This is a genomic window from Sphingobium anseongense (assembly GCF_037725245.1).
Taxonomy (GTDB): Bacteria; Pseudomonadota; Alphaproteobacteria; order Sphingomonadales; family Sphingomonadaceae; genus Sphingobium.
On the sequence record NZ_JBBJUL010000010.1, the window covers coordinates 36,129 to 49,814 of the forward strand.

Here is a 13,686-nt window from a genome sequence, read left to right on the forward strand (position 1 = left end):
ATCCTTCATGTCATAGGCACGCCATTGGCGATCACCGTCCTGACGAAAGGACGGCCAGATCCGCCTGGCAAAATTCTAGATCCGCCGCGCTATCGCCCCTGCGGTCCAGCCCATGCCGACGGCCATCAGGATCGCCACCAATCCATAGGCGAAGGACCAGTCCTGCGCCGCCGTCGCGATGAATTGTTCGAAACCCGACTTGCGAATGGTGATGTCGCGCACCGCCGCCGCAACCACCCGTCCGTCCTGCACCAGAAATGTCTCGGCGGTATAGTCGCCCACGATCACCCGCGCCGGCAAAGGCAGCCGAACGCGGTACAGCACGCCATCGGTGATCTCGACCGTACCTGGCCGCTCGACGAACATGCCGAACCGGCGGCGCAGATCGATCAGCCCGGCCTGGAATCGATCCAGTTCCGCGCTATCGTTCAGCGACGATGGCGACAATTGGAGCTTGTCCACGCCCAGTTCGTATATCGCGGCGGTCCGTTCGTCGACGAGCAGGGGAATGGGGCGCGACGAGGCCATCGCATAGAAGCTGGGAGCCGACCGAAAGCGCGCGCTGTCGGCATTGATCCACATGCCGGCGACCTTTTGTTTTTCGCGCATCAGGATCGACTGGTCGGGTCCCTTGAGCACGACGACGATATCGGCGGGCCTTTCGGGCTGGCGGCCGCCGGGATAGACGATCGCGCCGAACAGCAGCAGTTCCGCGCCGGTGAAGCTGTATTGTATCTCCACTTCGCGCTGGGACACATCTGGCACCAGCACCGGGGAGGCGGCTCCGGCCAGCAGCGGCCAGGCCAGCGCCGCGAGCCATGCCAGGCGAGCGCGCGTCATTGCAACTGGACCGAATAGATTTCATCGGGCCGCCATCCCAGGCCCAGCGCCATCCGCATCGCCACGACCAGCACGATGAAGGCGAGGAGGATGCGCAGATATTCGGGCCGAGCCGCCATCGAGATGCGCGTGCCGACCTGAGCGCCGGTCACACTGCCGATCAGGAGCAGCAGCGCGAGCACCAAGTCGACGGCCTTGGTCGTCAGCGCATGCATCATCGTCGTCGCCATGGTGACGAACAGGATCTGGAACAGCGACGTTCCCACGACCGACTGCGCCGTCATGCCAAGCAGGTACAGCATCGCCGGAACCATGATGAAGCCGCCGCCCACGCCCAGAAGCATCGTCAATATGCCTGTGAGCACACCCAGGAGCAGCGGGGCGAGCGGCGAAATATAAAGGCCGGAGCGATAGAAGCGCCAGCGCATCGGCAGTGCGGCGACCAGCGGATGGTGACGCCGCTTGCGCGCGGGCTTGCGCCGCCCCGTCTTGACCGCGATCAGCGCCTCAACCGACTCCCGCGCCATCAGCGTGCCGATCGACCCCAGCATGAGCACATAGAGAAGGGCGATCACCGTATCGATCTGCCCGACTGCCTGGAGCAGCCTGAACAGCCCGACGCCGATCCCCGCGCCCGCCACGCCGCCGGCGATGAGGAGGCCACCCATGCGATAGTCGACCGTGCCCCGCGCTATATGGGCGACCACGCCCGACACGCTGGCGCCCGTGACCTGCGACGCGGCGGAAGCGGCGGCGACGGTCGGGGGGATGCCGTAGAATATCAGAAGCGGGGTGGTGAGGAAGCCGCCCCCCACCCCGAACATGCCCGACAGCAGGCCGACCACGCCGCCCAGACAGATGATGACGAGCGCGTTGACCGACAGGTTGGCGATAGGCAGGTAAAGATCCATGCCCGATCAGGGCTAGACCCAAAGCGTCTCAACATAAAGACTTGGAAAGCAACCCGCCTAAAAATCGGCTGCAAGCGTGAGCGCGATGCCCGAACGCGGATAGGCGCGACCCGCGATCCGTTGCCGCCATTCCAGCATGAGGCGTGCGGTCAGGGGGCTGGGCAGCCTTGCGTGGACAGCCGGACCCACGTCCATCCGATGAACCTGCGGCTGCGCTCCGCCCGACAGGGTGGCACCGGCCTGAAGCAGCGTTCCTGCCAGCGGTTTGAGCAGCGAGAATCGGCCATCGACGAAGCGATCGCCGCTCCGCATGCCGACGATGCCCGCCTGGGCATAGCCTTCGCCGAGCAGGCCCGGCAGCACCGGGGAGGGGCCAAAGCCGCCCGCAAGCGTGAGCGCCATGGCATTTCGACCGCCATCGCCCAATCCGATCCGGCGTTCGATGGCCACGGTCATGGGTGTTGCCCGGCTGGGCTGGATGCTGACGCCCAGTGCCGCCTCCGGCTGTGCCGGCTGGACGAGCGCCCGCGTGAATCGCGCATAAGTGGAGAGCCGAGGCGGTGCCGCTGGCGCGAGGTCGACTTCCATTCTGACGCCGGCCTGCGATGCGCCCAGCTGACCGAGAGCCGCGACCGCTGAAGCGCTGCCATTGTCGGGTCTCCACAACAACCAGCCGCTGGCGCGCCAGCGATCGGCGAAGGGGCGATCGGGGAAAGCGGGCGGCATCGGCGACATAGCGCTTCCGACCATGCGAGATTCCGCAAGCTCCGCGCCTTTGGGCGGCGCCGAACGGGAAATCGCGCCGATGGAATGAGTGACGTCGGGCGGACGTGTCGGCGCGCCCGCGATGTTCGGCAGGGCGGGCGCGACCAGCGCTTTGACTGGCCAGGTCGAGAGGACCGGCGGCTTGCCGACGATGGCGACATGGCTCGCAGCCCTGATCCCTGGCCGGGCCGCCGCCCGACGAAGCGCGGTCGTGGGAGAACCGGCCACTGCCTCGACGCTGGCCGCAGTCTTGAAAAGATGGGCATCGGGCGCGGGGTGCTGTTGGTGCGGCAAGGCCACCCGGCCGAGAATCCAGCACGAAAGCACCAATGCAAAGAAGCGAAGGGGTTTGCCATTGCCCGTTTGTGCGCTCAAGAGCCTGCCTCAAGATTAGGAAAGCGATGCGGGGTCTTGTCCCATGTCAATGGGCGTCCGAACAGCGACCGGACATAGATTGAAAGCGCCCGCCGGGCAGCAAGGATCGTAATGAAATTGCCGACGAACGTGCGCGGTAACGCGGCCAGTCCCTGTCGCCAGCCATAGCTGCGGCCCACGCAGATCGCGCGCATGCCGAACCGCCACAGCATCAATGCGAGATTGGTTTCGAGCATCGTCCGCAGCATCGGCGTCATCTGCCGCCAGGGGACAATCGTCGCAAGGTCGAGCAGGCACAGAATGCCCCACAGCAGCAAGGCCAGATATGCTGCACAAAGCACCAGCGCGGCCAGAGCGGCCCTGCGGTCCCGGAAGCGCATCCATATTTCGACCGGCCCGCCCCGCCAGCCCATCCTGTCCCAGCCGGCCAGGGCGATGCCGACCATCCAGCGCGCCTTCTGGCGCACCGCCGCGTCGAGACTGTCGGGAAAATGCTCGCGGGTACAGACAAGGTCGCCGCGCCCGTCGCGGATCCGAACGAACACCCCCTTGCCGCCTTGCTCTGCAATACGTAGCCCGGTCTCATAATCTTCGGTCAAGGATGCGATATCGAACGGGCCATCCGTCCTGGAATCGGCCAGAGTGGCGAGCGCGTTGCGCGAAAATGCGCATCCCACCCCGGCGGACGGTATCGACCCGCCCAGCGCCTCGCGGATCGTCAGAAACTTTCCATGCGCTTCGGCGAACTCGTCGCAATAATGATCGGCGATGCATCGCGCCCAGACCGACCCTTGGCCAAGATAAGGCAATACCGGCAACTGCACCAGGTCGAACCGGTCGATCAGCAGGTCGAACAAAGCGATTTCGTCGGCATGGACGACGTCTTCGGCATCATGCAGCACGACGGCCTTGAAGCGCGCGCCCATGCGATCTTCTTCGCGCAGCATCACTTGCCACAGCGTGTTGAGGCAATCCGCCTTGGTCGTCGGACCAGGACGCGGGTTGATCCCCAGCACCACATGTTCGTCGCCCGCCGCGGCCCGCGCGATGGCTTGCAATGTTCCGGGGTCATTTGGATACGCCCCCACGAAGATGCGGTAGTCGGCTGTTCCCCAGCGTAGCAGCGCATTGCGCAGCATGGGACCGATGACCTCCGCTTCGTGCCAGGCCGGCACGAAGATCGCGATTGTGCCGCGCGCGGGTGAGGGAGGAAGTGTGGCGGTGGTCATCCGGGCATGGCGCGAATAGATAATGACCTTTCGCCAGCCGCGCCGGATAAGGAAGAGGATGTCCATCACGACATCATCGATGCCGCCGATGATGATGCCCGCCGCCGCAAACAGCAGCAATTCATGCTGGACGATAACCAGCAGGCCGATCGCCCATGCCACGAATTTCGCCCCCGGATTCTTTACTGTGGACACTGATCCGGTTTCGCAGCCTGTTTCAAGGCCCGTTCACCAATAAAAATGTCGCTGCCGGGACGAGGCAAATAAAAAAGCCGGCAATGCTTGAAATCGGTTCGCGTATCCGACCGGATGTTGAGTTGCCGACTTGCAGGCGCGCGCTCGTATCTTGGGAGGAGTCAATCGAGACAAGCGCCCAAAAAAATAGCCCCGGCATGACTGCCGGGGCCATAGATATCGGTATATCTTACCTTAGAGCTTGGACGTCAGCTCCGGCACCAGCTTGAAGAGGTCGCCGACCAGGCCGATGTCCGCCACCTGAAAGATAGGTGCGTCCTCGTCCTTGTTGATGGCGATGATGGTCTTTGAATCCTTCATGCCGGCAAGATGCTGGATCGCGCCGGAAATGCCGATGGCGACATAGACTTCGGGAGCAACGATCTTGCCCGTCTGTCCGACCTGATAGTCGTTGGGCACATAGCCCGCGTCGACCGCCGCGCGGCTGGCGCCCACCGCGGCGCTTAGCTTGTCGGCCAGGGGATAGATCACTTCTTCGAACGTCGGGCCGTCCTTGAGCGCACGGCCGCCCGAAACGATGATCTTGGCGCTGGTCAGCTCGGGACGTTCCAGCTTGGCGATCTCTGCCCCGACGAAGCTCGACAGCCCCTTGTCGCCGGTGGTGGCGACCGCTTCGACCGTCGCTGCGCCGCCTTCGCTCGCGGCCTTTTCGAACGCGGTGCCGCGAACGGTGATGACCTTCTTTGCGTCCTTCGAGCGCACGGTCGCGATCGCATTGCCGGCATAGGTCGGGCGCGTGAACGTGTCTTCGCTTTCGACCGACAGGATGTCCGACAATTGCATGACGTCGAGCAGCGCGGCAACGCGCGGCGCGATGTTCTTGCCGTTGCTGGTGGCGGGCGCGACGAAGGCATCGTGATGCCCCATCAGCTCGACGATCAGCGGCGCGACATTTTCGGGCAATGCATGGTCATAGGCCGCGTCGTCGGCGACATGGACCTTGCCGACGCCCGCGATCTTCGCTGCGAGCGCCGCAATGCCCGCGACGCCCGATCCCGCGACCAGCAGATGCACTTCGCCCAGCTTTGCAGCGGCGGTGACGGCCGAAAGAGTCGCGTCCTTGACCGCGCCGCCCTCATGTTCAACCCAGACAAGCGTCTTCATGCTGCAACTCCCATCGCCTTGAGCTTGGCAACCAGTTCATCGACATCGGCGACCTTGATACCCGCGGTCCGCTTGGGCGGTTCGACCACCTTGAGCGTTTCCAGGCGCGGCGAGATGTCGACGCCGTAATCGGCCGGCGTCTTTTGCGCGAGCGGCTTGGACTTGGCCTTCATGATGTTGGGCAGCGAGGCGTAGCGCGGCTCGTTCAGGCGCAGGTCGGTGGTGATGATCGCCGGCGTGGACAGCTTGACCGTCTCCAGGCCGCCATCGACTTCGCGGGTCACGTTGACGCTGCCGTCGACGACTTCGACCTTCGATGCAAAGGTGCCCTGCGGCAGGCCCAGCAGCGCGGCCAGCATCTGTCCGGTCTGGTTGCTGTCATCGTCGATCGCCTGCTTGCCCAGGATGATCAGGCCAGCCTGCTCTTCTTCCTGAACCTTGGCGAGAAGCTTGGCGACGCCCAGCGGCTCGACCTCTTCATCGGTCTGGATCAGGATCGCCCGGTCCGCGCCCATGGCAAGGCTGGTGCGCAGCGTTTCCTGCGCCTTGGCGACGCCGATGGACACCGCGATCACTTCGGTCGCGACGCCCTTTTCCTTCAGGCGGATCGCTTCTTCGACCGCGATCTCGTCAAACGGGTTCATGCTCATCTTGACGTTCGCCAGATCGACGCCCGTGCCGTCGGCTTTCACCCGTGGTTTCACATTATAATCGATCACCCGCTTTACGGGGACAAGGATCTTCATTTCAACATCCTCCGGTTGGACTTAATATCGGCCGATATGCCGACAGGGACGCGGCGACCCGCGCTTCGGGCCGCCACGTCCCATGGCGTATTCAATCTGTGGTTCAGGTGCGTCAGGCCGCCTTCTTCACCTCAGCCACGATCTTGCGAGCGGCATCGCCCAGGTCGTCCGCGGGAACGATCGCCAGGCCCGAACCGGCAAGGATGTCCTTGCCCTGCTGGACGTTGGTGCCTTCCAGACGGACGACGAGCGGAACCGAAAGGTTCACTTCCTTGGCGGCGGCGACGATGCCGTCGGCGATGATATCGCACTTCATGATGCCGCCGAAAATGTTGACAAGGATGCCCTTGACCGCAGGATCGCTCAGGATGATCTTGAACGCCGCCGTCACCTTTTCCTTGCTCGCGCCGCCGCCGACATCCAGGAAGTTGGCGGGGAACATGCCGTTCAGCTTGATGATGTCCATCGTCGCCATGGCCAGGCCGGCGCCGTTGACCATGCAGCCGATGTCGCCATCCAGCTTGATGTAGGCGAGGTCATATTTGGACGCTTCCAGCTCGGCCGGGTCCTCTTCGCTCTCGTCACGCAATTCGGCCAGGTCCTTGTGGCGGAACATGGCGTTGCCATCGAAACCGACCTTGGCGTCGAGCACGAGCAGATTGCCCTGTTCGGTCAGCGCCAGCGGATTGACTTCGATCTGCTCGGCATCGGTTGCGAGGAAAGCGTTATACAGCGATTCCGCGACCTTCGCTGCCTGCTTGGCAAGATCGCCGGTCAGGCCCAGCGCGGCGGCGACGGTGCGGCCGTGATGGGCCATGAAACCGGTCGCGGGATCGACGGAGAAGCTGTGGATCTTCTCCGGCGTCGAATGCGCGACTTCCTCGATATCCATGCCGCCTTCGGTCGACACGACGAAGGCGACCCGGCTCGATGCGCGATCGACCAGCAGCGCCAGGTAGAATTCCTTGGCGATGTCTGCGCCGTCGGTGATGTACAGGCGATTGACCTGCTTGCCGGCGTCACCGGTCTGGATCGTCACCAGGGTGTTGCCCAGCATGTCGGTCGCGTGAGCCTTGACCTCATCCAGGTTGAAGGCGAGGCGGACGCCGCCCTTGGCTTCGGGCGCCAGTTCCTTGAACTTGCCCTTGCCGCGGCCACCGGCATGAATCTGCGACTTTACGACATAAAGCGGTCCGGGGAGCTTCTTGGCGGCCTCGACGGCTTCATCGACCGAAAAGGCGGCGTAACCGGCGGCGATGGGCGCGCCGTACTTCGCGAGCAATTCCTTCGCCTGATATTCGTGGATGTTCATGGGGTGGCCCGTCCTTTCCGATGCGGTCGTTATGGGAGCCGCTAAAGCACAGGGGAAACGGATTTGCCAGAAGCGTTTCGCAACTCGACTTTGCAAAATTGCAAAACTTTTACCCCGTCGAGCGATCCCTTGTTGCGAAATCGGCTCAGAATGCGCAATTGATCGCGGCCTTGCTGGTCACGACGAAGATCTCCGGGTCCTCCAGCGCGCGCACCTTGTAGAGGAAGCGGTCGACCGACAGGCTGCCGACATCGGCCTTGCGGAGCGAAGCGAGCGACTGGAGGCGGCGCAATTGAACCAGGCTCAACCTGTCGGCCATGCGTTGGGCCATGCAGGTGGCGAGACGCGGGGACAGGCCGGCGTCCATCAGTCCGGCGCGCAAGCGCGATACGGGGGAAACCGTCGCGCAACCGGCGAGGACGAGCGCAGCAGCGAGGAGGAATGGGACGGGGCGGGCCATGGAGGGCCGCATAAACGGGCTAATGCGCGAGGGCCATACCCTTTTGATTTTCGCGGCGGTAAGCGACGATGCGGTCGGTGTAGCCCCGCGCCAGTCCCTCATACGCAGCGCGCCCTTCGGCGCTGTCGGCGCGTTCGGCACGGATCAAAGACACCTGCTGCCGGTGCAGCAGATAATTGACGTCGAAATCCGCATTCCTCTCCATACTCCGCCTCCATCATCGGTCGAGTTCGGGTCGTGACGGAGGGATGATAGCAGAAAGTCGGGGCCGTGTCGCGCTCCATCCGGCGCGGATCGGCGAGCGTTGGTCGCACAAATCCGCCGCGCCCCACGATAGGGCGCGGCGGGGGGGGATCAGTGAGTCGCGGTCGCGCCGACCGGCGGCGACGCGGGCGTGACGACCGTACCGGACGGAGCCGGGCGCGACGGGGCGGGCCTGTCAGCGGCATAGTCGGCCTTGAGCGTGTCGACGCGCTTGACCAGATCGTCCTTGAAGCTGGTCAGCTTGCCCTCGTCATACAGTTTCTTGCCGACATAGCCGGCGATGGCGCCGAAAATCAGGGTACGGATCATGACAATCTTCCTTCGCATTGGGGAAAGGCAACGCGAAGGGTAACGGGCGGGGGCGCGAGCGGTTCCCGCGTGACGATCGCGCGCGCGCCTTACTGGGTGAACATGGTCTTGTCGGTGACGACGACATTGGCGATGCCGCAATAGTCGATGGCGGTGTCGAACTCGCTGGCGTCGGAAAAGACGATGCGGGTGCGGATTTCGCAGCGTTCGTCGCCGGCGAAGAATTTGAGCGGCCGCGTTGCGCCCGGCTTGATCGGCAGCTTGAGCCAGTCGTTCGACCAGTTGCCGTTCTTGTTCATGGTGAAGAACTGCACCGCGTCGACGGTGGATTTGTTGACCAGCACGAACGCATTGTCGTCGCCATCGTCGGCGGCATGGGCGGCGGGCGAGAGGCCGAACGCGGCGGCGGCGAACAGGGTGGCGATAAATGGTTTCATGGACGGTCATCCCCAGAGATGCGAGCGGTATGTCGCGTGGAACGAACGACTTAACAGGTTTCGGCCGGCTGACCAGAGCCATTGCAGGGGGCGGGCGGCCGGGTTGGCGGCGGGACGGGGCAGAGGCCGAAAAAGGCGTCGCGGGCGCGGGCGGCGGCCTCTTCGAACGGGCGGCGCGCGGTGGCATCGCGCGCGGCGACGATGTCTTGCTCATGCCCCGCCAGGTCGCGTTCATAGATGTCGATATCGTAGACCTCGTCGCTCTGTGCTCCGCGAAAGCCGGGCGGGGCGGGAAAATCGGTGCGCAGGGCCTGCCTGTCTTCATCCCACCAGATGCCGCGCAGCCGGGCGGCGGCTTCCTCCGGCGGCAGGGTGGCCAGATCGACCGGCGATGCGGCCCCGGCCGGGCGAAGTTCACACCGTTCATCGGCCACGGAAAACCGCCGGTTTTGCGGGCGCGCGAGCGCCATCCGCACGGCGAGGAACAAGGCGGCGGACGCGCCGGGCGACAGCGCGGTGGCGACGGCCTCGACCGGTTCGGGCAGGTCGGGCATGGCCCCGTCGAGCAGGCGCGCATCGTCCATGTCGCGGGCGATCGGTTCGGCGCCGGGGTGGGGCAGGTCCAGCCGGTCGGCCTCGTCGCGCGCCTCGTCGGGCGGGCAGAGCATGTCGCAATAGGCGGCGAAATCCTGCGCGACGACGCGGGCGAGCGCGGCGTCGGAGCCTTGCGGAGGGCTGTCGGCCATGCGGTCGAGGCGGGAGAGCATCGACATGGCGAGGCGATTGTCGTGGCGGCGGCGGGTGATGCTGTCCTCGTCCTTGCGGATCACTTCCTCATGGCCGGTGAGGGCGCGGGCGAGCAGTTCGTCGGCGAGGCGCGCGCGGGCGATGAGGATGGCCGCGTCCCAGCCAAGGCGAAAGGCCGCGCCGTCGCGGCGGATGCGCAAGGCATAGGCGGCGCGGGGGGAGATGTCGACCGCGTCGCAGGCCGTGGCGATGACCCCGGTGGCGGCGAGGGTTTCGATGAAGAGCCGCTGCCGCGCGGGGCTCCAGCCATCGGCGCGGATTTGCTCGGCGGGCGCGGGGAGGCCATGGGGGAGAGGGGGGAAGTGGCAGGACATGGGCAAAGCTCCGGCTTAGGGGAGGGTTTGTCCGGGAGGATATCAGGAGTGAGGGGCTGTAGGACAGAACGAAGTGGGAACGGTGGTGCGAGGGGATAGCGGTCGCCGCCGGTGTCTGGTGATACGCCTCGAAGAGGAGGCCCGGATCGGCAAGGGCGGGGCCCTGGCGGGACAGCTCTCGCGGCTCGACCTGGTAGTGCTCGATGAGCTTGGACATCTGCCGTTCGCGCGCTCAGCGAAGGGCGTCACCCACAACCGTCCGCTCAAACTCGAAAAGGGGGTCACTCTTCGACGCCGATAGCGGGGCTTTTGCACGCCGTTTGACACGTAGATGAAACGAAAACTTTCAAACCTGCCACGACTTCGCCGCCCTTCATGAACAAACCGCGATAGTCACTCCGCCGCCACAGCCTCCAGCCCCAACAACGGCGCGAGATACCGCCCGGTAAAGCTCCGCTTCTCCTTCGCCACCTTGTCGGGCGTGCCTTCCGCCACGACTTCGCTGCCCTTGACGCCGCCTTCCGGTTGATCGCGTTCGACCGTCCCCCGGACGGTTTCGCTACGCAGTCACTTGCCTGCTTCACCGATCAAATGTCGAGGATCCAGTCATTCTGCGGCCTCGGTCTTCGGCTGGGCCAAAAGGGGGGCGAGGTAGTGGCCGGTAAAGCTGCGCGGCTCCTTGATGACCTGTTCCGGGGTGCCAGTCGCGACGATCTCGCCCCCTTTTACCCCACCCTCTGGACCGAGATCGATGATCCAGTCGGCGGTCTTGATGACGTCGAGATTATGTTCGATCACGACCACGCTGTTGCCCTGGTCGACCAGGGCGTGGAGGACTTCGAGCAGTTTGCGGACGTCTTCGAAGTGGAGGCCGGTGGTGGGCTCGTCCAATATGTAGAGGGTCTGGCCGGTGGCGCGGCGGGCGAGTTCCTTGGCGAGCTTGACGCGCTGGGCTTCGCCGCCGGACAGGGTCGTGGCCTGCTGGCCGACCTTGACGTAACCCAGGCCCACTTCGGCGAGCATCGCCATCTTGTCGCGGATGGGGGGGACGGCCTTGAAGAATTCGACCGCGTCCTCGACCGTCATGTCGAGCACGTCGGCGATGGAACGCCCCTTGAACTTCACCTCCAGCGTTTCGCGATTGTAGCGCGCGCCGTGGCACACGTCGCAGGTGACGTAGACGTCGGGGAGGAAGTGCATCTCGATCTTGAGCAGGCCGTCGCCGGTGCAGGCTTCGCAGCGGCCGCCCTTGACGTTGAAGCTGAAACGGCCGGGCTTGTAGCCGCGCGCCTGGGCTTCGGGGAGGCCGGCGAACCAGTCGCGGATGTTGGTGAAGGCGCCGGTGTAGGTCGCCGGGTTGGAGCGCGGGGTGCGGCCGATGGGCGACTGGTCGATGTCGATCACCTTGTCGCAATGTTCAAGGCCGGTCACCTTGTCATGCGCGCCGGCGAGGATGCGCGCGCCGTTGAGGGCGCGGGCCGACGCGGCGTAGAGCGTGTCGATGGTGAAGCTGGACTTGCCCGAGCCGGAGACGCCGGTGATGCAGGTGAAGGTGCCCAAGGGGATCGACGCGGTGACGCCGGTGAGGTTGTTGGCGCGGGCGTTGTGGACGGTGATTGTCTTGCCATTGCCCTTGCGGCGCTTGGCCGGCACGTCGATGCGGCGGGTGCCGTTGAGATAATCGGCGGTGAGCGAGTTTTTGGCCTTGAGGATTTCGGGCAGCGTGCCCTGCGCCACGATCTGTCCGCCATGGGCGCCCGCGCCCGGACCCATATCGACGATATAGTCGGCGTGGCGGATCGCATCCTCGTCATGTTCCACGACGATGACGCTGTTGCCGAGGTCGCGCAGCCTTTTGAGCGTCACGAGCAGGCGGTCATTGTCGCGCTGGTGCAGGCCGATCGAGGGTTCGTCGAGGACGTAGAGGACGCCGGACAGGCCGCTGCCGATCTGGGAGGCGAGGCGGATGCGCTGGGATTCGCCGCCCGACAGGGTGCCGCTGGTGCGGTCGAGGTTCAGATAGTCGAGGCCGACATTGTTGAGGAACCCCAGGCGCTCGACGATTTCCTTGAGGATGGCGCGGGCGATCTGGTTCTGCTGGTCAGTGAGGTGATCGGGCATCGCGGTGAAGAAGGCGAGCGCGTCCACCACCGAGCGGCGGGTGGAGAGGGAAATATCCTCGCCCGCAATCCTGACCGCGAGCGCTTCGGGCTTGAGCCGCGCGCCGTGGCATGTTTCGCAGGGCTGGGCGCGCTGATATTTGCTCAGTTCCTCGCGCATCCAGGCGGATTCGGTCTGGAGCCGGCGGCGGTTCAAATTGCCGATGACGCCCTCGAACGCCTTTTTGACCTCATAGCTTTTGCGGCCGTCCATGAATTTGAGCGTGACCGGCTTGCCGCCGGTGCCGTGGAGGATGATGAGCTTCACTTCGCCGGGCAGGTCGGCCCAGGGGGTGTCGAGCGAGAAGCCGAATTCCTTCGCGAGGCTGCCAAGCACCTGCATATAATAGGGGCTGGGCGGGTTGGACTTGGCCCAGGGGACGACCGCGCCCTTCCTGAGCGAGAGGGCTTCGTTGGGGACGACCAGTTCGGGATCGAACAGCTGCTTTTCGCCGAGGCCGTCGCAGGCCGGGCAGGCGCCCATCGGGGCGTTGAAGGAGAAGAGGCGCGGCTCGATCTCCGCGATGGTGAAGCCGCTGACCGGGCAGGCGAATTTTTCGCTGAACACGATGCGGTTGGCGGGGATGCCGGCGCCTTTCATCTTCTTGTCGGGGGCGGCGGCTTCGTCCTCGCGGCCGGGGACGACGCCGTCCGCCAGATCGACAAACGCCAACCCATCCGCCAGTTTCAGCGCCTGTTCGAAACTGTCGGCGAGGCGGGCGCCCATGTCGGGGGCGACGGCCAGGCGGTCGACCACGACTTCGATGTCATGCTTGTATTTCTTGTCGAGCGCGGGCGCGTCCTCGATCAGCATCATTTCGCCGTCGATGCGGACGCGGGTGTAGCCGGCGCGCTGCCATTCGGCGAGTTCCTTGCGATATTCGCCCTTGCGACCGCGCACGACCGGCGCGAGCAGGTAGAAACGGGTGCCTTCGGGCAGGAGCATCACGCGGTCGACCATCTGGCTGACGGTCTGGGCGCTGATCGGCAGGCCGGTGGCGGGCGAATAGGGGACGCCGACGCGCGCCCAGAGCAGGCGCATATAATCGTAGATTTCCGTCACCGTCGCGACGGTGGAGCGGGGATTGCGGCTGGTCGTCTTCTGCTCGATGCTGATGGCGGGGGACAGGCCCTCGATATGTTCGACATCGGGCTTTTGCATCATCTCCAGAAACTGGCGGGCATAGGCGGAGAGCGATTCGACATAGCGCCGCTGCCCTTCTGCATAGATGGTGTCGAAGGCGAGCGAGCTTTTGCCCGATCCCGACAGGCCGGTGATGACGATCAGCGAATCGCGGGGCAGATCGACATCGACCCCCTTGAGATTATGTTCACGCGCGCCACGGACGCTGATGTGGGTCAGCATTCGGTAAACCTCTGCTTGGTGGGAAGGAGACTC

The 13,686-nt window shown here is 64.7% G+C and carries 13 protein-coding genes and 1 pseudogene; 1 reads left to right on the forward strand and 13 read right to left on the reverse strand.

Annotated features, from left to right (window positions below):
* Positions 1-75: 75 nt before the first annotated feature.
* From WG908_RS13395 to WG908_RS13450, 12 genes are all read right to left on the reverse strand, one after another.
* A complete protein-coding gene (locus WG908_RS13395) occupies positions 76-840 on the reverse strand; it encodes a TIGR02186 family protein (RefSeq protein ID WP_340187097.1) in 765 nt (254 codons plus the stop codon).
* Positions 837-1,751: a sulfite exporter TauE/SafE family protein gene (locus WG908_RS13400; RefSeq protein WP_340187098.1), complete on the reverse strand. Its 915-nt coding sequence runs from the start codon at positions 1,749-1,751 to the stop codon at positions 837-839. Before WG908_RS13400 ends, WG908_RS13395 begins: the two co-directional genes overlap by 4 nt.
* A gap of 57 nt (positions 1,752-1,808) precedes the next feature.
* Positions 1,809-2,816 carry a hypothetical protein gene (locus WG908_RS13405; protein ID WP_340187099.1) on the reverse strand — a complete coding sequence of 336 codons (1,008 nt, stop codon included), beginning with the start codon at positions 2,814-2,816 and terminating at the stop codon, positions 1,809-1,811.
* Between the two features lie 71 nt (positions 2,817-2,887).
* On the reverse strand, positions 2,888-4,315 hold the full coding sequence (locus WG908_RS13410; RefSeq protein WP_445326724.1) for a glycosyl transferase family protein: 1,428 nt from the start codon (positions 4,313-4,315) through the stop codon (positions 2,888-2,890).
* A 234-nt stretch (positions 4,316-4,549) separates the two neighbouring features.
* Positions 4,550-5,479 (reverse strand): electron transfer flavoprotein subunit alpha/FixB family protein, encoded by a 930-nt coding sequence (locus WG908_RS13415; RefSeq protein WP_340187100.1) that lies wholly within the window; start codon positions 5,477-5,479, stop codon positions 4,550-4,552.
* Complete coding sequence (locus WG908_RS13420) at positions 5,476-6,225, reverse strand: electron transfer flavoprotein subunit beta/FixA family protein (protein ID WP_340187101.1); 750 nt, start codon at positions 6,223-6,225, stop codon at positions 5,476-5,478. Before WG908_RS13420 ends, WG908_RS13415 begins: the two co-directional genes overlap by 4 nt.
* Positions 6,226-6,337: 112 nt before the next feature.
* The gene (gene sucC / locus WG908_RS13425; protein WP_340187102.1) at positions 6,338-7,537 is read right to left on the reverse strand and encodes an ADP-forming succinate--CoA ligase subunit beta; all 1,200 of its coding nucleotides are present in this window, start codon (positions 7,535-7,537) and stop codon (positions 6,338-6,340) included.
* A 145-nt stretch (positions 7,538-7,682) separates the two neighbouring features.
* Positions 7,683-7,997 carry a hypothetical protein gene (locus tag WG908_RS13430; protein WP_340187103.1) on the reverse strand — a complete coding sequence of 105 codons (315 nt, stop codon included), beginning with the start codon at positions 7,995-7,997 and terminating at the stop codon, positions 7,683-7,685.
* Between the two features lie 19 nt (positions 7,998-8,016).
* Positions 8,017-8,202, reverse strand: a complete 186-nt coding sequence (locus WG908_RS13435) for a hypothetical protein (RefSeq protein WP_340187104.1) — start codon at positions 8,200-8,202, stop codon at positions 8,017-8,019.
* A 149-nt stretch (positions 8,203-8,351) separates the two neighbouring features.
* Positions 8,352-8,570, reverse strand: a complete 219-nt coding sequence (locus tag WG908_RS13440) for a hypothetical protein (RefSeq protein WP_340187105.1) — start codon at positions 8,568-8,570, stop codon at positions 8,352-8,354.
* Between the two features lie 89 nt (positions 8,571-8,659).
* A complete protein-coding gene (locus WG908_RS13445) occupies positions 8,660-9,007 on the reverse strand; it encodes a hypothetical protein (protein ID WP_340187106.1) in 348 nt (115 codons plus the stop codon).
* A 50-nt stretch (positions 9,008-9,057) separates the two neighbouring features.
* Positions 9,058-10,128 carry a hypothetical protein gene (locus WG908_RS13450; protein ID WP_340187107.1) on the reverse strand — a complete coding sequence of 357 codons (1,071 nt, stop codon included), beginning with the start codon at positions 10,126-10,128 and terminating at the stop codon, positions 9,058-9,060.
* A gap of 115 nt (positions 10,129-10,243) precedes the next feature.
* Here WG908_RS13450 and WG908_RS13455 point away from each other — a divergent pair.
* Positions 10,244-10,363 (forward strand): annotated as a pseudogene (locus tag WG908_RS13455) (ATPase); the annotation flags it as partial.
* A gap of 371 nt (positions 10,364-10,734) precedes the next feature.
* Here WG908_RS13455 and uvrA read toward each other — a convergent pair.
* Positions 10,735-13,653, reverse strand: coding sequence for an excinuclease ABC subunit UvrA (gene uvrA / locus WG908_RS13460; RefSeq protein ID WP_340187108.1), 2,919 nt, complete (start codon positions 13,651-13,653; stop codon positions 10,735-10,737).
* Positions 13,654-13,686: the final 33 nt, after the last annotated feature.

Excerpts from the sequence above, each read along its gene's own strand:
- WG908_RS13395 (WP_340187097.1), bottom strand. The coding sequence starts at position 840 with ATGACGCGCGCTCGCCTGGCATGGCTCGCGGCGCTGGCCTGGCCGCTG.
- WG908_RS13400 (WP_340187098.1), bottom strand. The coding sequence starts at position 1,751 with ATGGATCTTTACCTGCCTATCGCCAACCTGTCGGTCAACGCGCTCGTC.
- WG908_RS13415 (WP_340187100.1), bottom strand. The coding sequence starts at position 5,479 with ATGAAGACGCTTGTCTGGGTTGAACATGAGGGCGGCGCGGTCAAGGAC.
- WG908_RS13420 (WP_340187101.1), bottom strand. The coding sequence starts at position 6,225 with ATGAAGATCCTTGTCCCCGTAAAGCGGGTGATCGATTATAATGTGAAA.
- sucC (WP_340187102.1), bottom strand. The coding sequence starts at position 7,537 with ATGAACATCCACGAATATCAGGCGAAGGAATTGCTCGCGAAGTACGGC.
- WG908_RS13430 (WP_340187103.1), bottom strand. The coding sequence starts at position 7,997 with ATGGCCCGCCCCGTCCCATTCCTCCTCGCTGCTGCGCTCGTCCTCGCC.
- WG908_RS13435 (WP_340187104.1), bottom strand. The coding sequence starts at position 8,202 with ATGGAGAGGAATGCGGATTTCGACGTCAATTATCTGCTGCACCGGCAG.
- WG908_RS13440 (WP_340187105.1), bottom strand. The coding sequence starts at position 8,570 with ATGATCCGTACCCTGATTTTCGGCGCCATCGCCGGCTATGTCGGCAAG.
- WG908_RS13445 (WP_340187106.1), bottom strand. The coding sequence starts at position 9,007 with ATGAAACCATTTATCGCCACCCTGTTCGCCGCCGCCGCGTTCGGCCTC.
- WG908_RS13450 (WP_340187107.1), bottom strand. The coding sequence starts at position 10,128 with ATGTCCTGCCACTTCCCCCCTCTCCCCCATGGCCTCCCCGCGCCCGCC.
- uvrA (WP_340187108.1), bottom strand. The coding sequence starts at position 13,653 with ATGCTGACCCACATCAGCGTCCGTGGCGCGCGTGAACATAATCTCAAG.